18 protein-coding genes and 2 pseudogenes are annotated in these 19,121 nt (G+C 48.1%); 6 read left to right on the plus strand and 14 right to left on the minus strand.

What is annotated here, in order from left to right; translation table 11 throughout:
- Positions 1–2 precede the first annotated feature (2 nt).
- Positions 3–2,189: an ATP-binding protein gene (locus tag AB432_RS24805; RefSeq protein WP_048034559.1), complete on the minus strand. Its 2,187-nt coding sequence runs from the start codon at positions 2,187–2,189 to the stop codon at positions 3–5.
- Entirely contained in the window at positions 2,186–3,181 is a 996-nt protein-coding gene (locus AB432_RS24810; RefSeq protein ID WP_048034560.1) for an ABC transporter substrate-binding protein, read from the minus strand. The genes AB432_RS24805 and AB432_RS24810 overlap by 4 nt, the downstream gene beginning before the upstream one ends.
- 211 nt (positions 3,182–3,392) lie before the next feature.
- On the opposite strand from AB432_RS24810, the pseudogene AB432_RS24815 reads away from it, so the two are divergent.
- Positions 3,393–3,523: pseudogene (locus tag AB432_RS24815) on the plus strand (aldo/keto reductase); the annotation flags it as partial.
- Here the strand turns inward: AB432_RS24815 and AB432_RS24820 are convergent.
- The 3 genes and pseudogenes from AB432_RS24820 to AB432_RS24830 all read right to left on the minus strand — a co-directional run.
- Positions 3,516–3,617 (minus strand): annotated as a pseudogene (locus AB432_RS24820) (LysR family transcriptional regulator); the annotation flags it as partial. The pseudogenes AB432_RS24815 and AB432_RS24820 overlap by 8 nt on opposite strands.
- Before the next feature lie 78 nt (positions 3,618–3,695).
- Positions 3,696–4,421 carry a sporulation protein YunB gene (yunB, locus tag AB432_RS24825; protein WP_053079626.1) on the minus strand — a complete coding sequence of 242 codons (726 nt, stop codon included), beginning with the start codon at positions 4,419–4,421 and terminating at the stop codon, positions 3,696–3,698.
- 66 nt (positions 4,422–4,487) lie between these two features.
- Positions 4,488–5,642: an MFS transporter gene (locus AB432_RS24830; RefSeq protein ID WP_048035955.1), complete on the minus strand. Its 1,155-nt coding sequence runs from the start codon at positions 5,640–5,642 to the stop codon at positions 4,488–4,490.
- Between the two features lie 402 nt (positions 5,643–6,044).
- Here AB432_RS24830 and AB432_RS24835 point away from each other — a divergent pair, with 402 nt between their 5' ends.
- Complete coding sequence (locus AB432_RS24835; protein WP_048034562.1) at positions 6,045–6,524, plus strand: cysteine dioxygenase; 480 nt, start codon at positions 6,045–6,047, stop codon at positions 6,522–6,524.
- Between the two features lie 6 nt (positions 6,525–6,530).
- Here AB432_RS24835 and AB432_RS24840 read toward each other — a convergent pair whose 3' ends face one another.
- Entirely contained in the window at positions 6,531–7,847 is a 1,317-nt protein-coding gene (locus AB432_RS24840; protein WP_048034563.1) for a globin-coupled sensor protein, read from the minus strand.
- Positions 7,848–7,970: 123 nt separating this feature from the next.
- Positions 7,971–8,762 (minus strand): hypothetical protein, encoded by a 792-nt coding sequence (locus AB432_RS24845; RefSeq protein ID WP_048034564.1) that lies wholly within the window; start codon positions 8,760–8,762, stop codon positions 7,971–7,973.
- A gap of 347 nt (positions 8,763–9,109) precedes the next feature.
- Here AB432_RS24845 and corA point away from each other — a divergent pair, with 347 nt between their 5' ends.
- Positions 9,110–10,045: a magnesium/cobalt transporter CorA gene (gene corA, locus AB432_RS24850; RefSeq protein ID WP_048034565.1), complete on the plus strand. Its 936-nt coding sequence runs from the start codon at positions 9,110–9,112 to the stop codon at positions 10,043–10,045.
- On the opposite strand, the gene AB432_RS24855 is transcribed toward corA, so the two are convergent.
- Positions 10,046–11,140 (minus strand): HD-GYP domain-containing protein, encoded by a 1,095-nt coding sequence (locus AB432_RS24855; RefSeq protein WP_048034566.1) that lies wholly within the window; start codon positions 11,138–11,140, stop codon positions 10,046–10,048. It abuts the gene before it with no gap.
- A 158-nt stretch (positions 11,141–11,298) separates the two neighbouring features.
- Here AB432_RS24855 and AB432_RS24860 point away from each other — a divergent pair, with 158 nt between their 5' ends.
- Positions 11,299–12,312: a DUF2804 domain-containing protein gene (locus AB432_RS24860; RefSeq protein WP_048034567.1), complete on the plus strand. Its 1,014-nt coding sequence runs from the start codon at positions 11,299–11,301 to the stop codon at positions 12,310–12,312.
- A gap of 76 nt (positions 12,313–12,388) precedes the next feature.
- Here AB432_RS24860 and AB432_RS24865 read toward each other — a convergent pair whose 3' ends face one another.
- The 5 genes from AB432_RS24865 to AB432_RS24885 all read right to left on the minus strand — a co-directional run bounded on the left by AB432_RS24865 (position 12,389) and on the right by AB432_RS24885 (position 16,258).
- Complete coding sequence (locus AB432_RS24865) at positions 12,389–12,691, minus strand: YunC family protein (RefSeq protein WP_007715663.1); 303 nt, start codon at positions 12,689–12,691, stop codon at positions 12,389–12,391.
- 99 nt (positions 12,692–12,790) lie between these two features.
- Positions 12,791–13,030, minus strand: a complete 240-nt coding sequence (locus AB432_RS24870; RefSeq protein ID WP_048034568.1) for a DUF6154 family protein — start codon at positions 13,028–13,030, stop codon at positions 12,791–12,793.
- Between the two features lie 47 nt (positions 13,031–13,077).
- Complete coding sequence (locus AB432_RS24875; protein WP_048034569.1) at positions 13,078–14,532, minus strand: bifunctional metallophosphatase/5'-nucleotidase; 1,455 nt, start codon at positions 14,530–14,532, stop codon at positions 13,078–13,080.
- A 24-nt stretch (positions 14,533–14,556) separates the two neighbouring features.
- Positions 14,557–15,381, minus strand: a complete 825-nt coding sequence (locus AB432_RS24880) for a sulfite exporter TauE/SafE family protein (protein ID WP_048034570.1) — start codon at positions 15,379–15,381, stop codon at positions 14,557–14,559.
- A gap of 19 nt (positions 15,382–15,400) precedes the next feature.
- Complete coding sequence (locus tag AB432_RS24885) at positions 15,401–16,258, minus strand: DUF72 domain-containing protein (protein WP_048034571.1); 858 nt, start codon at positions 16,256–16,258, stop codon at positions 15,401–15,403.
- Between the two features lie 52 nt (positions 16,259–16,310).
- On the opposite strand from AB432_RS24885, the gene AB432_RS24890 reads away from it, so the two are divergent.
- On the plus strand, positions 16,311–16,817 hold the full coding sequence (locus AB432_RS24890) for a M67 family metallopeptidase (RefSeq protein ID WP_048034572.1): 507 nt from the start codon (positions 16,311–16,313) through the stop codon (positions 16,815–16,817).
- Here the strand turns inward: AB432_RS24890 and AB432_RS24895 are convergent.
- Positions 16,748–18,151, minus strand: coding sequence for an aspartate kinase (locus AB432_RS24895; protein ID WP_048034573.1), 1,404 nt, complete (start codon positions 18,149–18,151; stop codon positions 16,748–16,750). The genes AB432_RS24890 and AB432_RS24895 overlap by 70 nt on opposite strands.
- A gap of 188 nt (positions 18,152–18,339) precedes the next feature.
- On the opposite strand from AB432_RS24895, the gene AB432_RS24900 reads away from it, so the two are divergent.
- Complete coding sequence (locus tag AB432_RS24900; RefSeq protein WP_048034574.1) at positions 18,340–19,092, plus strand: polysaccharide deacetylase family protein; 753 nt, start codon at positions 18,340–18,342, stop codon at positions 19,090–19,092.
- Positions 19,093–19,121: the final 29 nt, after the last annotated feature.

Consider the following 19,121-nt stretch of genomic DNA (forward strand, 5'->3'; position numbering starts at 1 on the left):
GTTCATTCCCCCTTTGCCGACGGCAGGATGACCGTAACCGTTGTGCCTATGTTTGGTGTACTTTCGATCTCGATTTCTCCGCCTACATTCTTCACAATCCCGTAGCAGACCGATAACCCGAGACCAGTCCCTTTTCCAGGAGGCTTGGTTGTATAAAAGGGCTCCAAAACATGGGGCAAATCTGCTGCGGGTATACCGCATCCATCATCTCTGATCGACAGACGGATTCGATCATTCGATGGAGAATTCGTTGCTATCTCAATATTTCCACGCTCCTGGGTCGCGTACAGCGCATTGGTTAACAGATTGAGCACGATCTGCTGAAGCTGTCCAGGCGTAGCGAGAAGAAACGGAGCAGAGGCCAACAGAGACTGGTTTACCGTTACCTGTTTGACACGTATTTCATGGGACAGAAGAATGAGAATGTCTGCTAGCACTTGATGAATATCTACTTTTTCTACAGTAATGGGTGATTTCCCCGAAAAGTGCAGCAATCGGGTCGTGATTTCCTTGCAACGGTTAATTTGTTTGTCCATCGTGTCCAAGTATTGAGTAAGCTCTCCCGAGTCCTGTAAATCCCGAATATCCTCGTCCACTAGACGGTCTCGCAAGTCCTGACCATACAGCGACAGAATCCCTAATGGATTATTGATTTCATGAGCGATGCCCGACGCCAAGAGTCCAACAGCAGCGAGCTTGTCTGCTTGTGCGATTGCGGCTTCTAGCTCTCGTTTCTCCGTGATGTCCTCGATGACCTCCAGAAAAGCAGACGATTCTTTCTCCGGATGCAGAGGGAAAACTTGATGTCGATAAAAACGGACCCGCCCATCCTGATCGACTCTGGAGGAAATAAGATCAGTCTGCTTTTGGTTCACCATTTGTCGCGTTCGGAGCATGCAACTACTACATGAACTAAATTGCTGACCAATCGTCAGATGGCAGTCTTTCCCCAGAAGATGAGCCGCATCCTGGAACCACGCCGACGCTGTTTGGTTAATCCAGCGAATGCGAAACGATTCATCTACAAGAATGAGCCCCATCCCCATGCCACTGACGACCAGATCAAGCCGCTTCTTTTCCTCGAGAAGCTGGTTGGTCTTTATCTCCAGACTCTGTGCCATTTCATTGCAGGACGCTGCTAGCCTGCCAATTTCATCTGAGGTTGTCACTGGTATTCGTACGGATAAGTCGCCACCTGCGATTTTTTGCACAGCGGATTCGATCTTTTCCATTAATCGGCTAAACGAGACAGAGAACACAATGCTAATTCCTAAAACGATAAATGCGATGAATAAGGTCGTAAAGAGCAGAGATTGTTCCAATTTTGAAAAGGCAGCAAACGCTGTTTGACTCGACTGTTCCAGCATAATGACCCAATGTGTGACAGAAGAGCGCATGGCATAATTGACCATAACATCTCCATTGAAAGCTTGATATGTACGGATAACAGGCTTGTCAGTTCGATCTGGTAGTGTCCATGAGGGAGGAACCGCTTGTTCATAATAAGTCAAAGAGCCATCAGAAGGCTTGCCCAGCATAAACGGATCGGCAAACCTATCGCTTTTCCCATCTGTGACGAACAAATAGGCCTCGTTTTCATAGCGTGCTCGCAGTGTGACCTGTTCGAGTAACTGTTTTACATTGAGCTTTGCGTACATGCCACCTTTTACACCTTTGGCAGATACATGAGGGATCGCGACCGTTACCAGCAGCTTCCCTTCCACTGATCGGACAATGCCTCCGATGTATGGTTTTCCCGATTGGATGGTGGTAAGAAGTTGGTTGTCTCGCTCCATGGGTGTGTCCAGCTTCTGATGTTTCCAGCGATTCAGCAAATACTGCGGCTCTCCATCCTGATTAAAAAGTGCGACTTCCTCCATATAAGGAGAAGTCTTCAATAACGTATTCAGCAAGAAATAAGCATCCTCATCACTAGGGCGCTCATTGAGAAAACGCTGCTGAACCACCTGCATGGATTGGGACGTATGTAAAAAAAGCATATCTAACTGCGCTAACGTATTTTCCACGTAGATCTGATTGGCTCTGTCTACCTCTTCTCGAACCTTATCTTTACTGGTATGCAAATTGATATACCCAAGAATCAGAAAAGGGATGATGGACATGCATAGCCCAAACAGGAGCATTTTTGTCTTCAGTCGATTGATACGCGGTAGTCTGCTCCCCCTCATTTGTTCCTCACTCCATACCATTCTTGTGCAAGTGACCACTGTTGATCGGTTACAGTAATGGGAAGCTTGGACAGGGAAGTGGCATTGACAGCTAACCGAACGTCATCCGGCCATTCGATTGACAGATCTGTCGGAGGGACTCCATCCAACACCCGAGCCACCATATGAGCAGCCTGCATGCCTTGTGAATGAAAGGAAACGCCGTAAGCGGCATACAAACCAGCCTTCACCTGCTCGGGGTATGCGCCCATGACAAACAATTGCTTATCGATCAAAAGAGGCAAGCAATCGGTAATCGCGTCTTCCAGAACATAGCTAGGTAAAGGAAGCATGGCGTCGTATTCTCCTGGAGAGAGCCTACTGAGCAATTGCTCCAAGTCTTTAGGGGAAGCAACCTGCTTCACCTGCAAGCGAACACCTAGCAACGAAGCAGCTGACCTTGCTTCTGCGATGGCTTGTTCTGTCGTAGGAGCATGAGAATCGGCAATGATCAGAATACGCTTGGCATCAGGCAACAAACGAGTTGTCAGCTCCAATCTTTTCCCTATCACATTCATTTGGCCATTGCTGATTCCACACGTAACCGTCCCCTCGGTCTCAACAAGGGGTAGTTCGACCAATGAGGCGACGCCAATAAAAACAATGGGAATCGTCGTTGACTCCTGTTGAATCAAAAAGGTCTCGTGCGCCCCTGTCGTGACGATTACATCAGGCTTTTTCGAAATTAAGCCCTGGACAAGGGAGCGCTCCTCTTCAAACGTCCGAACCGTATTCAAATAAACGGGCACATACTGAATACGTGCTCCTTCACTGAGACCTAGCGATTGCAATCCCGCCTTTAATCCAGCTACTTTATCTTTTCGATCCTCATTGGCAATCACAATTCCGATCGTGTAAAGATCGACTTCCTGTTTTTGCTGACTACTGGACCAATCGAGCAGAGTTCCTGCCACTAACAAGATGAGAAAAAGGATTTTCCTTTGTTTCTTCATAGGTATCACATCCAACTCTCATAATAGCGGCAAATGATGGCAGAGAATGTGAATATTTAACAAACCTTGGTCAATGAATACGGACTTCCCTAAATAATATAGTTTTCATATTAACGGTGATGATTATATATTTTTTCATATTTAATTAAACTTGTTAAACTCAGCTTACATTTAGAAGGAGGAAGGAACTCATGGAATATCGGAGACGAGAGCAAAAGCGATTTTGGGCGAGTCTTTAAAGGGGATTCGTCGTGAAAGTATTGAGTTGTGCACGAAGGTTTTTCATCCGACCGGTACCGGAAAAATGATCGGGGTCTTTCCCGTAAACACATAGTTGAGTCAACGGTGGTTGCGTCATATGCAGTTTTCTCGCAGCGCGATTGAAATGCAGTTCTTCTGCTACTGCAATAAAGTAGCGCAGTTTTTTCAAGTCCATGATTACGCTATTCCTTCTTTCCTAAAGCCTTATGAAAAAAGCGACAGCAACGCGCTGCCGCTTTTTCCTATTCAACGATTACGGAGTGCTGTTCGGTGTATCCCCAGGAATCCGCGGCACATCCGGCTTGCCTTCCGGGTTGTTGTACAAATACGTCGGTACATCGCCGATGATCAAGGAGTGGGTGATCGGGATTTTCGTCGTGACCGTCTGCTCCTCAGTCGCAAAAGGGATCACGATGCGCAGATCGACCTCCACGAAAATATATACCGTCGCCAGCACCATATTGATACCTGCTTCCTTCAGCTCTGTCTCCAGCTTGGTCTTGACCGAGCCGATGGGCACGAAAGTCACTGGCAAATTCGGCCCCATGGATGCCAAAAAGGAGTTCCCGGTAGCCAATCCAAGCGGGATCGTGCGGTCTACTTTTTCTTGCTCGAACTCTTGGAGCTTGTTCTGGACTCTCGCTGTTGTTTCACCCACGATTCTCGCATATTCCTTGAAGTTGAACTGATACGCCTGAATCTGCCCCTCGTTGTTCTTCTCGATTTTGACAATCTGATTGAAGTCGACGCCTTGCTGCGAAATCCGCTTGGTTACGGCATCAGTTATTGCTTCTTTCGCCAGTTGCTCGGCTTTTTGCGTCGCCAGAATCAAGAGAGTAGGCTCCAATCGATTTTGCAAAAACACAAGTGTCTGTATCGTCAAAACAAAAAAGATAACCAACGCGATCAAAAACGCTTTCGTACGTGAAAGCGGGTTTCTCCAACGCCGACGGGGTCGAAATACGGCCAATCCCGACACCTCCCAACTGGTACATCCTATGGTTAGCAGGTGGAAAAAAGACTACGTGTATCGAGAGGCTGTTTTCTATTTTTTGGGAGAAAAAACCAGGTACAAGCCAAATCCGATCAGCCCTGTGACAAATAGCAATTGGGCAAAGACCAGCATTCCAAATAAAGTGGAGGCACCCGCCAGGAATGGAGCCATAAGAAAACCAGCGAAATACCCGCTTCGACTCAGAAGCCCCTGCACCCCCATCACCTTGCCGCGCAGCTCATTTTGGGCTTGTTGCAGAAGCGTGCTCTCATAAACCTGTGCTGCGCCGGAAAATAGACCCGCGAAAATCAAGAGCAAAAGCACAAACACAGCATGGTTTGCCGCGAATGCCCCTACAATTCCCACGGAAAAAACAGCATAAGCAACGAGCATCCCATTCACCAGCTTCACCCGCAACCGAACGGCCACATAAGAGCCAATCAAGCCTCCGACGCTCATCGCCGTCCACATTAATCCGTGCAAAGTAGCGTCACTATCACGCAATTGATCCGCCAAAAAAGGCAACCCGTAATTATACGCAGACGTACTGAGCGATACGAGAAAAGCTAACAGGCTAATCGTCAGAAGCACAGGTGTATCCCGCAAGTACCGAAGGGTGACACGAAAGCTGCTCGCTGCTTTTGACGTAGCAAGCACATTGTCTCCCTGCTCCTCCCAACGAAGTCTCGTCAGAATCCATGCAGAGAAAAGAAAGCTGGCGCCATCCAAAACGATCACAATCGTATAACCATAGTGATCTGTCAGCCATCCTCCCAGCATGAAGCCCATGATGCCTACCAATGACTCCAGCCTGACCTTTAATCCATTGACCTGAACCAGTTGCTCACTCCCAAAAATTTGTGGCAAGGATGCCTGAAAGCTAATATGAAACAGCGTATACAGCATGCCATTGAGAAAAGCCGCTGCGATTAATACATACGGCGTCGGATAAAAAGCGATGGCCAAAACAGCAAGACCGGCCCCCAAGTCGCTTGCGATCATGGTACGCCTTCTGTTCATTCGATCAGCCAACACGCCTGCCAAGGGACTAAACAGCATCCCCCCTAATTGCCTTGCAACGAAAAAAGCGGTCATCCAATAAGCACTATGTTCAAATGTAAAAATCAACGCGCTACACGCGATCAAATTCATCCGTGATCCCAAGGATGACAACGCATTGACATACAAGTACCATTTCTTATTCATCTGCATCCAAACCTCCCGATCATGACAGGTGGTTTGAATCAACGCCCCCCTCTAGTGGGTGCGTACACTGATTATGGCAGTTGACATGCGCATGCCTCCTCTTGAATGAAAATCAGGATAAAGCTTTTGTTACTCGAAACATTCTGAAGGGGGACGCTTCCCCAAATCGTCCTGTTCGGCATTTGTTGCCGTACTTCCATAATAGGTGGTGAGTCGGCTGATTGTCGATAGCACAAAAAGGACGCTTTTTCTTTCAAAGCGCCCCAATCTCAAGTAATCCTGTTGATTTACAATGCAATAATAATGGTAAATAATTCCCTTTTGGACGAGCTCAGGCTATCACTACTCTTGAAATTCGATCATATGGTATAGGGAGTATGACTTTCGTTTGGGAGGTTATTTATGAATCTGGAACGTCTGGAACAAGCATTTGGGTCCCTCGTTTCGCCTACTCCTGCCCAGCTTAGACACGCTCTCATTTCCCTGTCTCCCTGCATGGAACAGCTCGGTCCATACATCCCGGAGCCGCTAAATCTGCCTTATGGACGCAAAGTATTATTCTCCACGCCACATGTAGAAGTTGTCTTGATCCATCTGCCAGCAGATCAGGAATCCATTCCACATAATCACGGTGACTCTTTTGGATGGGAATTGGTAGTCTCAGGCACGTTAACAAATATGATTTATGTCCAAACGAATATTGAAAATGAAGTTCAACGAGCACAAACAACTCATGTCAGCACGGGTGAATGCTATTTTGTAGAGCCAGGGGAAATTCACGCCATTCGCAACAATGGACAAAGTCCAGTTGTTTCCGTAAACGTTTACAGTCCTCCATTGCGTAATTGCCGCCAATATTGCTCCTTTGAACCGACAACGTAATACTTTTTACAGGTTTTCTGTTATTTCCGATAGCTCATCCGCAGAGCTGGCTACCTGTGCAACCGCTTGGTTCATATCCTCCATGACTTTGAAGAAGTTTTCCAGCTCCCGCTGAATCCGTGAGCTCTGTTCTTTACTGTCTGAGACAGCGCTCATGATTCCTTCAAAAAAGGCATTCGTCTCGTTTACTACCGCCGTGCTCGATTGGACCAACGCTTGAATTTCTATCACGACAGACGAGAGGACCACTGTCTGTTGATTCGTCTTCTCGATCAGTTCACGCACACCGAAAACCGACTTTTTGGTCTGTTCTGCCAGCTTGCGTACCTCATCGGCTACGACGGCAAATCCACGTCCCTGTTCACCAGCACGTGCTGCTTCAATCGCAGCATTTAATGCCAAAAGATTTGTCTGCTCAGCAATTGCCGTCACGACCTCTACAATCCCTTGGATTTTTTCTGCGTTTTCCTCCATCGCGTTCATTTCTTCCGAGATTTGCTTGACGCTGCTCTGAATCAAGCACATTTGCTCTTGTTGTTTTTCCAGCTTTTCTTTGCCTTCACGGGACAGGTCTTGTGCTTTCGTGGAAAAGCCCGTGCCATTTTCAGCAAAACGAAGCACTTCTCTCGACTGTTCTGTCAATTGCACAACTGACGCGCTGTTTTCTTCTGAGACCGCTGCCAGCTCATGTGCAGAATTGGTCAGGAGGATTCGCAGCTCGTCCTTTTTGTCTTGTTCCGCTCGCCGTGCCTTTTCATGCTCGTTTTCATATTCCTCCAGCACAATTTGCTGTTCGATGCTTAGAATCTTCGTGACGGCTGTGAGGGCTCGTACGAATTCATCCTTGTCCGCGATGTTTTTTTGCAAGAGATCAATCAAGGAAACCATCATGTTTTGGAAGGCACTCAAGTACCATTTTGGTTCCAAGCCAATTCGCATATGAATAACCGCAATTCTACTGCGCTGTTCAATATAAGCGCTGTCGATGCGTCCGCTAAACATTTCGGAGATATGGCGGTTCAACGTTAATTTCAACCGTTCAATCGTGCTGTTTTGGTTTACAATCTTCATTAAAATCGGTTCATTTTCAATACTGGCATAAAAATAGTCGACAATAGCGTCAATATTTTGAATGATAAGTGGCTGAAGTGCTTTCACAATGGTCAGTTCTTCTTCGGTCAGGTTGATCATTGCTAGTTGCTTTGCGAGGGTGTTTTTCCCTACAATATGCACTTCCCCCTTTTCCTTCACCCCCTGAAAAAAAGATTCACTTTTTCCTTTCCCTTTCAACCCAAAAAAGGTGGAAAACGGACATGTGCTCATAGCCTGAACTCCTTTTATCCGAGTACATATATCTCTGGAATATCCTTTCAATTATATACCCCTTTACAAACGGGTGTAAACCGCCCACCTTGTCTATGGGCGGTTGTTTGAGCCTAGCTACGCCTACATTTCCGCTTTCCTCACAACTACTCGTTGCAGCTTCCAGCTTGTCTTGTCCCATTTCCAGTAGGACTCCACATACGCGATCGTATCGGCGTTGGCAACACCACTGACTCTTTGTTCCCCTTTTAATTCACAGATTCCATCGCGATTCTCATCGATGGGCTTGAGTACGCTGAACGTGTTAGGCATGACCTCTACTGGAGAAACCAGCTTCCCGTTCTTGTATACACCATTTTCTTCATAGATTTTTTTGCGATCAGACAAATCGAGAACGACAGTCTCCCCCGTCTCCTTGATCGTCAAGGGCACCTTGTAATGATCCTGATAGGAGCCCGAAATCGTCAAGGGCTGCGGAACTGGCAGAATCGCCGGCTTGTTGTCCTTGTTTGCGAACAAATAAAACTCAGACGTCCCTGCACTGCCCCCAGTCGGCGCCTGAAGCAAAATTTGTTGCACACCGCCTCCTGTAAAATCACAAAAGAACATCTCCGGCTGATAAGCGCCATACGGTGTTGTAAAAAAGGTTGTTTTTTTCGCAACGGGGTCTTGAACCATGATTTTTAAGTGCTCGAAGTAAGGGCTGTCTGCCGCAAATCTCTTTCCTAGCAACGTAACGAGATCCGGTCGACCATCGCCTGTCACATCCTGCTGTTTGATCTGGATTTCCTCGAACACAGTCGGAGGAGGTTGTACGTCTCTCACCTCAAGGGCAAGAGCTGCTTGTCCCCACCCGGCTCCTGTCAACATCCATACGATACAGCCGATCATACCTACCCTTTTGCTTGTCCACATGTCGATACATCCACCTTTTCATCTGCTCAGGTTATCTGTAGTATGCAAAAAATGGCTTTGGTCAAACCGTCCTAAACGGTAAAATAGAGAAAGGGATCGCAGAAAGTGAGGAACACTATGGCAATATTACCACTAGCCGCAGCGGGAAAAAGGACGAGTTGACGTTCATACGTATAGGATGAAGGCTATCATCGAGGAGGCTACTTGCATGAAGACTCCCAAGCAACAGCGTGCATCACAGGCTCCGCCTAGCCGCCGGGCACTTCGTTCTGCATATGAATTGATTCTCACACAGATCTGGCCCCGTCTCCCCGCTGAAAACGAATCTACTTGCAGGAGAATCGATCATGAAGATAAGGCTCGTACAAAACGGAATCATCACTGAGATAGAAGACATCGAAGAGGCTGCTACTCCACCTGTGAACGGGTTTTACTGGATTCATGCCGCTCCATTCGATTTGGATATTTTACAGCCGCTGTTCGGACTGCATCATCTGGCTGTCGAGGACTGCATCGACGAGGAAGAACAGCGGCCCAAGCTGCAAAATTACGATGATCATTACTTTATGGTCATCAATGGCATTACCTTCCACAATCATGATATCTTCTTGCGCGAGATCAATATTTTTTTGGGCAGCAGCACCATCATCACCGTAACGAAGCAGGAGGCCCCAGAATTCACTACCATGCTGTCGATCATCCGGGAAAAAGAAGTCAACCGCCCCGATGCGTTTCTGTACTACTTGGTAGACCAAATTGTCGATCTCTATTTTGATGTAACCGAAAAAATTGAGGACCTGCTTGAAGATCTGGAAGAACAAATTTTGATGCACACGAAAAAATCCCATCTGGATCAAATTATCGGGCTGCGCAGTGAGATCTTGTACGCCCGTAAAATGCTCGTTCCCCAGCGGGATTTGATTGACGCCCTACATAAAAAAGAACTCCCGCTGATTCAACCTTATTTGCGGAAGTACTTTGGCGATATTGTAGAGGATGCCAGCAAAATTGTAGAGAGCTTTGAAGCTTTTCGCGAGCTCATTGGAAACTTGCGCGAAGCGTATCAAGCGGCGCTTGCCGGCAGAGCCAACGATATTATGCGTGTTTTTACCGCCTTGACGACGATTTTTATGCCATTGACGATTGTGACGGGGATATACGGGATGAACTTTGATGTGATGCCCGAGCTTCGTTCCCCCTATGGCTACTACATCGTGCTGGGATGTATGGCGGCCATCGGCACGACGATGTTTATCATTTTCAAAAAGAAGGACTGGCTCTGATTATACCAAATCGCCACAAGCAATGATCATCAGCGTCAGCATTTTGGACAAGTCACACTCATAAGGATGCTCGATATCCCGACCTTCTTCATCCACCAGGACTCTGACGATCGGACGGCTCGGCATTCCTTTGTTCGAATCGACAACGACACCAGACAGACCATTGTTCAGGGTGACGGTCAGACCAACAGGGTAGAGTGCAATCGTATTTCGCAAAGCCTCCACATAGACTTGGTCAAACAGTTTGCCTGAACCGGAGTAGAGCACCTCCATCGCTTCGTGAGGGAGCATTCCTCGACGGTATACCCGATGCGACGTCAGGGCATCGAATACGTCGGCCACTGCCATCAAGCGACCAAACGGATGAATCTCTTCTTGTTTCAGGTGCCGTGGATAACCGGAGCCATCCCAGCGCTCGTGATGCTGAAAAGCGCAGTGGGCTGCAAGCAGAGGGATGTCGTCTTGCCGACGCAGCATTTCAAAACCGATCTCTGTATGTCTTTTCATGATTTCAAATTCTTCTTGTGTAAGGCGGCCAGGCTTTTTCAGTATATCGTCTGGGATATGCACTTTTCCGATGTCGTGGAGCATACCGCCAATACTAATCTCCAACACATCTTTTTCCGAACAGCCGGTATTGATGGCAAGAGCTGTGCTATACAAGGCAACGTTAAATGAGTGCGTGAATATGTAATTGTCGAAGGCGCAAGCATCTGCCAATAAATTCATGGCTGAATCATTATTGTTCAATTCATCCGCAACGGTTTGCATGACATCCCGCAGCTTACGTCCCAAACCCTTGTCCGAAAAAAGCTGCTGCCATTTGTCCGGGACTTGATGAACGGTTCGGAATGTATCGTGAATCATGGACATTGCTTGTCTGCGAGTATTTTCGGAAATGACTGTCTCCACAATGATATCATCCGTGCGCTTGTCTTGGATGTAGAGACTGTTCACGTTTTTGTTTTTAAGTCGAGCTATCATTCGTTGGGTTAGTTCTACTCCGGCGCCAACGAGAATCGTTCCATTCTCTGTATAGATGGAACGAGCCAGTTTATCACCCGGCTGGCATTTTTGAATGGATTTCAGTCGCATTTCCTTCCGTCGCCTTTCCTCAGGGTATCCCTATTATAGCGTGATTCGACTTGATTCTACATGAAATTTTTTCTAGATTTGCTTTTCATGTCTACCGAGGAAAGACACGGAAGACGAGTTTGTCTGGAAGAATCCTTGTTTGCAAGGGAGATGATCGTATGTCACTGATCGAAAAAGAGTTAACGCAGCCTCTTTCATTATGTGATCAAAAGGGCCGCTTACTTCCCGAAGCAATTGGCTGGTCCCGGTATCCGTTGCATGACTGCCAATTTAGCGGGCATTGGCTTCGCCGGAAAAAATGGAATTTTTGGTTTATCACCGCGCCTGAATGTGCAATGTCGATTGCGATGGTCAATCTGGATTACGCTGGCATTGTCTTTGTCCATTTTATTGATCTAACGACAGGGGAAACGGCGGACAGTGCCGTAACGGTTCCTTTTGGTGCAGGGATTCGACTGGGTGCCACTGTAGATGAACCTTGCCATTTTACGAGTCGCAAGCTCTCTGTCTCCTTTCAGCCCGGAGCCAGTGGAACGAGCGTAGAAGCGACTGCTATTTGTCCCGGCGATAAAACTCTTTCGCTCGACATCGTGATTGATCCGCCATCCGAGTCCTTAAATGTCGTCATTCCGTGGAGTGCGGAGCGCTTTCAGTTCACTTCAAAGCAAACGGCGCGGCCTGTGCACGGCACCATTGCCTATAACGGGAAAACCTATTTACTCGATCCGCAGAATGCGTTTGCCAGTCTGGATTTTGGACGTGGCGTTTGGCCGTATCACACTCGCTGGAACTGGACGACCTGCTCTTTCCGTCACGCGGAGGGTGTCGCAGGCTTTAACTTTGGCAGGGGCTGGACGGACGGAACGGGTATGACCGAAAATGGCTTGATGATCGATGGTGTCCTCTACAAGCTGAGTGAACAAATTCATTTTTCCTACGATCCTGACAACCGGATGCTCCCTTGGACGCTTGCGAGTGAAGAATCGTCTGCGGTACGCCTTACCTTTACGCCGCTTTTTGCTCGAACCGAGCACAAAAATTTTGCATTGGTGCGAACCACTCTGCATCAAGTAATCGGCCGATATGACGGGACGCTCTCGACACCTGATGGAAAAACAATTGCGGTGCAAAGCAAGATCGGAATCTGTGAAGAACAATCTGCCCGTTGGTAAACAAGACCCGAGAAAACGAAAAAACCTTTGTCATGATGGGACAAAGGTTTTTTCTATAGGCAAACCATTTGTTTGTTTACAGCATTTTTACGACAGCATCCCGTCCAATCATGCCAGCCGTAATCCCCTTCTCCTCCGCCGTCGTCGTCACAGACTCCAGCGGCGCATCCAGCAATTCCTGTATGGTCTTGACCCCTACTGCACGACCGGCAAGAATTTCCCTCGCTGCCAACCTCTCGTTTAAGAGCCCCACATCCAGTGCTCCACACATGATGTAGCCATGATCGGTCGTTACAGCCAATAGCGTCGTCTTGGGCAAACGAACGGTGACAGCAATTGCCGTCCCCTCCGGGAAGTGGATTGGCACTACCTCGACCATCAAGATTCCTCCTTTTTCTCTCCTGTCTGTTAGCGTTACCATCCTATGACGCTCAGAAGAAAAATGTGAGGTTTCCAAAGGTAGTTCCTAGATTTTAGTTTAATGCACGACGCTTGTCGGAAAGTGCTCATCCTCCATCGCGACTTTTCGTTTCATGACTTCAATCATATACGTCGCGAGCATGTGAAACAGCTCTTCCCCGTCCATTTCCTCGACCAAGTCCAGTAAATCATCCCGAGACTGCTCCGCGAGAATGCCGACGACAACCGCTGTAATATCCTCTTCATCGCCATTAAAATGTCCTCTGTACAGCTCGTATACTTCATCAATGAAGCGCATCGCTCGTCTCCTCCCGTTTTTCGATAGCATTCCCGAAAAACCGGTCTCTACGATTGGTTTTTTGACGTTGACGATATCTTTTCCCAACGTGGCCGAAACGCGTTTTGTAGCATCTGTTGGTCCTGTATCGTGGTGGCGAGCACTTCCCGCAGCATCTCGGGCAAGAAAAACGTAACCTCACTGCCGAGCAGCAAATCGGGAAACATGCGATTGTACATAAACATGTCGATCGTCCCAACTCGATACAGACGCTCGCGATCAAGCGGTTGCCCGTTGACTTCAATCTGGATAATTTGCGGCTGGTCATCGTCACTGTAGCGGATGTGCAATCCGTCCACACACATCCAGCCTTCTATTTTTCCGCGAAAACCGTACCCTCGCAGCTCCCGATGAACCATTTCCGGTTGAATAGCTTGCTCCAGGACAGTAGTGAGCTGCGCGCCTGTAATCGTGACCGCACAGGCATTGATCGGGTGGGGCATACTGTGCAACAAATCGGCAAAAGACAAGCTGCCTCGAGGCAGATCAGCAAGCAACAGTCCTCCATTTGCCATGCCGATCTCAGCCCCCGTCCATTTGCGAATACTTGCTGCAATGAAGGAACCATAGGGGGTCTCCTCCGTCCAGCCGATGTGCATGTCTTGCTCCAATTGAACAATCGGCTGAAACAAACGATTCTCTGCCCATACTTTTTCACTCTCAATGAACTGGCTCAATGTTTCGTCTGACTGGTACTGTTCCGTCTGAAAAAGCTCTGCTTGCATATCTATAATCCTTTTATGCTTCCCGTCCCAGACGAGTTCTACATGACCCACATACTCGCCAAATCGTCCAGCTTGTGTGATCAAGGTGCCTCCCATTCGTTCTCCATGGGGCAGTGTCCGGTGAGAGTGTCCACCCAAAATGATATCTAGCCCATCGACTTCACTAGCCAGCACACAATCTGTCTGATAACCGAGATGCGATAGCAAAATGACAACATCCACAGACGAGCGAAGCGCCGCAATCTGCTCACGCAAAATCGGGATTGGCTCCTTGATCTCCCATCCCATACTTTGATAGGAGGGGCCAAAGGGAATTGTCATTCCCAAAATCGCTAGCCGCAGCTCGCCTACGGTATGAATGGCGTATGGTACTGCCCAAGACGGGACTGAATGTGTTGTTGGCTCAAACAGATTGCCCGTAATGATCGTGGAGTGTGCATCTGTGTACAGTTCATTCAACTTGTCTTTTGGGAGTGTGATGCCTTCGTTGTTTCCAATCGTCGCGTATTGAATCCCGCTTCGGTTCATGATCTCGACGTTTGTTTTCCCAAAGCTCGCTTCCGATCGGATATCCATTCGATCCATATGGTCTCCAATATCGACCGTCAGCACATGCTCTCCCCTGCCCTCCCACTCTTCTCGGTGCATGCTCAGGCAGGTTGCAATTCGCGGCATCGTATCAAAATGGCTGTGCAAGTCATTCGTGTGCAAAATGTGTAAGGTACAGGTGTCTGCCACGACTTTCCCCTCCCTCTCGTCTCATTATCCAAAAATCGCTTCTCCGATCATTTGTATGGCAATTCCCAATATCAGAACACGCAAGAACAGCACGATAGTGCGCCCCTTCATTTTACTGGCAATAATTGCCCCAAGCTTTCCACCCGCCCAAGCTCCTGGCGCGAGCATCGCTGCATACAGCCAGTGTACGTTGTCGTGGAAGATATTCGTGATTGATCCAACCACCGCTGATAAAAAGATGACCAGCATGGACGTAGCCGTGGCAATGTGTGGCGGGAAGCGAAATAATATCATCATGGCTGGAACCATCAGGATTCCGCCTCCCACGCCAAATAGCGACGAGGTTATCCCGACAAAGAAGGCAATCGTAATGACGGACCATTTGCTATACCCGTACACATATTCATTTCCTTCGTTGTCGATGAAGTGGCGTTGGACTTCCCACTTAATGCTGCGTGGCTTGATTTTGTCTTTGACCATCAATACGACGAACATGCAGAGCTGAAACAAGCCAAACAGCAGCGAAAAGCCCTCCACTGCTAGTAATGTATTAAGATACACGCCCACAATAGCACCTGGGGCACTCCCGATAAAAAAGAGCAGGGCACTCTGCTTATCTACTTTGTTTTGCTTGAGATAAGAAAGAGAGGAAGAAAGCGCGGTTACCGCAATCACGATCAGCGAAGTCGCCGCTGCTACTTGCGGGTTCATCGATCCAGGCATGTACCCGTTCGCAAAATACAGCAGAGCAGGCACGAAGAATATTCCGCCACCCAGACCCGCGATGCTGCCAATGACGCCAGCCACGACTCCGATGATGACAAACAAGATGGCAATTGCTACAAGCATGAACTCCCCTTCTTTCTTGCTACGTGGAGAACAGGTCCATCTGACGAGGATTCAGACCAGTAGGTGCAAGGCCAAGCATCTCCGAAAATTGCTTCGCATTCGCTGCTGCATCTCCTCCAGAGTTATTGTTGAACAAAATGCAGACTTCATCCGCTTCCCGTTCGAGCAGTCTGATGTGTTCAACCCACTCTGCAAGCTCTGTCTCACTGTATCGATATAAATAACGGACATCTCGCCAATTTTGCCCCTCTCCGGGATCACGCCAGCCCGCTTTGTTGCGCCCATGAAAGCGGACCAACGCCAAGGATGGCTTCGTCACGGCAGGAACAATCGGGACCGAGCCTTTTCCGACTTGTGGTTCATCACATACGACATGTGTCGCTTCTATCTTGTGCAAGAAATCCAGCGTTCGCTCCGAATACCGTGATTCAAACCAACTTTGATGGCGAAACTCCACCGCAAACGGATACGCCTGCATGGCTTGGCGACAAGCGGTCACATACTGGACATGCTCTCGCGTACAATCAAACCACGGCGGAAACTGAAACAGCAATGCTTTGAGCTTGCCAGCCTCTACGACCGGCTGAATGCTCTCTTCGAACTGACGAAACAATTCCCGTCTGCTTCCCGAACTCTCCCCGCGTTGATGCCCTGTCATCCCCTGATGCGGCTTGACAATAAAACCAAATCGATCAGGTGTATCCTTCACCCACGATTCGTAATTGCGCTGTGGTAAAATAGCGTAAAAAGAACTATCCACCTCTACAATTGGAAAGTGGCTGGCATATACCGACAGCTTGTCTCGATTGCGTACACCTTGTACGTACAATTCGTGCTGATCGCCCCAGCCGCAAACTCCCACTTGTATCGTAGTCATCGATTGCTAACCTCCAAATCATGGCCGAATAGAGTAGAAGGACGGAATCGAAATGAAAAATCCCGCTTGGTTAGGTGAACCCTTTGCGATTAAGGATAACAAAATATTCCTGACGAAAAAAGTAGCGAAACGCCTCCTGGCCGAAGCACAAGAGGCGTTTCCTTATGAGTATTCAGCGTTGCTCGCAGGTCGTGAAGCAACGATTACAGCCTGTGTACCGATGCCCGTCTCACCCGACAAGCACGTGTTCGCTTGGGATGGGAAAACGTTTCTTCAAGCCTTGCAGCACATCCGCAAGCACAATCTTCAATGGTTTGGGGTCTTGCATACACACCCCCATACGCCGCCAATCCCTTCTGCACGAGACATAGCTGGCTGGCATTATCCCACGCTCAGCTATTGGATTGTGGGACTCGCATCCGCACAGCCAGAATGGTGTGTCTATCAATGGGTACGGAATGAAAATAACGCCTCATTCGAAGCACGCGACTACATACTGACAGAAGCGGCTTGTGACGATGAGGAAGCTATTGGTTCTTCTGCTCCAAAAAACTCTTGATACAAAGCAATCACAGCACGATCTGCCTCTTCGGCTTTTACACCGAACATCATGCTTACTTCCGATGACCCCTGATTGATCATTTCCAGATTGATTTTCGCAGCAGCCAACGCAGCAGTGGCTCTCGCTGTTGTCCCCACAGACTGACGCATGCCCTCCCCGACAATCATGACGAGTGCAAGACTATGCTGAACAGCGACATCATCAGCGCACAGCTCTCGGCGGATGCGTTCCACAATCCGCTCTTCCATCTCTTCCGTGAGATCGCGCTCACGCAGAATGACAGAAATGTTATCAATTCCAGATGGAGTATGCTCATACGAAAGCTCTTCCTCCTCCAGAATTTGCAGCAGCTTGCGACCAAAACCAATTTCGCGGTTCATCAAATACTTGCTGACGTAAATGCTGCAAAAGCCGCCGTCACTTGCAATCCCCGACACTCTGTTTGTAGCAGATCCTCTCTCGGCTACAATCATCGTACCAGGCGCAGACGGATTGTTCGTATTCTTGATGCATACGGGTATATCTGCTTGATACGCGGGAATCAATGCTTCCTCATGGAACACACTAAAACCGGAATAGGACAGCTCCCTCATCTCCCGGTACGTAATCTCTGTCACCTTTTTCGGATCGGCAATCAGGTTCGGATTGACCACATACACAGAATCGACATCGGTAAAATTCTCGTAGACCTCTGCCTGAACCGACGCAGCCAAAATCGATCCCGTAATATCCGAGCCACCTCGTGAAAAAGTAACCAGATCACCAGCACGCGAATAGCCGAAGAAACCAGGGAAAATCACAATTCCCTCCCGCTCTCGCAATGTCGCCAATTTGGCATACGCTTCAGGGAGGATATGGGCATTGCTTGCTTCATCCGTAACCAGCATTCCTGCATCCTTTGGATTGATGTAGGTCGCCACCTCGCCCAAGCTCTGCAAATAACGAGCGACAACTTTGGCGCATGTATCCTCTCCCGCAGCTTTGACCGCATCCATGAATCTTTCCTTGGACAAACTTGCCTTGTTTGCGAGAACCTCCCCAAGCTCTGCTTCAATCGCTTGACCAATCTCGGCAGAAAGCCCGAGACCTGCCACAATCTCCTGATAGCGCAAAAATATTGCTTGTTTCGCTTCCTCTGTAGGCTCCCCAGCCAAATATCGCTCCGCATATGCGATTAACAAATCAGTAACCTTCGTGTCTTCCTTGTGCCGTTTCCCAGGTGCTGATACAACAATGAATCGTCTGTCCCGATCCGCCAAAACAATTTGGCATACTTTTTTTATTTGCTCGGCATTCGCCAGTGATGTTCCCCCAAATTTTGCTACCTTCATGATCGATTCCTCCATCTAACTCTCACGTTTTCTGCTTTTATTAGCTTAATTTATCCGCACAAAAAGAACAACTGTCTTTTCCACAAGGACACACAGGAATAATCATCAAGATTTGTCGCATAGTAACGGAGAGTACATCAATAGGTATAGCTACCTAGCAGGAAAGTCTCTGGTAACGAGGTGAACGAATGAAAAAACACATCCTCTTTTTCCCACTTTTGCTCGCTGTCATTCTTGCTCCTTCCTTCAGCGAGACGGCCAATGCAATAAGGGAAAAAAATCGCGAGTATTACGAAACAAGAGGAGATATCGTTTGGGAAGTGCCGACAGAGAGCAAGGTGATTGCCCTTACCTTTGACGATGGTCCTGATCAGGTATACACTCCTCAGATCGCAGCGCTGCTGAAGCAATATCAAGCGAAATCTACCTTTTTTGTCGTAGGCAATCGTGTGACCCAGTACCCGGGAATCGTCAAATCTCTCGTGAATGATCAACATGAGATTGCCAATCACACTTACAGTCATCCGGATATTCGAAAGCTGTCAGCGAATCGACTGTTAGAAGAGGTGCAAAAAACGCAGGAAACGATTTATTCGGCAACAGGGGTTCGTCCCACCCTCTTTCGTCCTCCGGGGGGATATTATAACGAGACCGTCGTCGATACTGCCAAGAAAGCCGGCTTTTTGGTGATCATGTGGTCGTGGCATCAAGACACACGTGATTGGAGCGATCCCGGTATAAAAAAAATCGTCAACAAGGTTTTGAACAACGCGCGGAATGGAGACATTGTGCTATTTCACGATTACGGAGGCAATCGCAGACAGACCGTAAAAGCTCTCGAGCAAATATTGCCTGAACTGAAAAATAGAGGGTATAAATTCGTAACGGTCAGCGAATTGTTGAGAGGATATGGACGTGCGAAGCAAGTAGACTATCCTTGATTTTCTTTCATTAAAAAAGTGCCCCTCGC

The sequence above is a fragment of the Brevibacillus brevis genome (assembly GCF_001039275.2).
Classification (GTDB): domain Bacteria; phylum Bacillota; class Bacilli; order Brevibacillales; family Brevibacillaceae; genus Brevibacillus; species Brevibacillus brevis_C.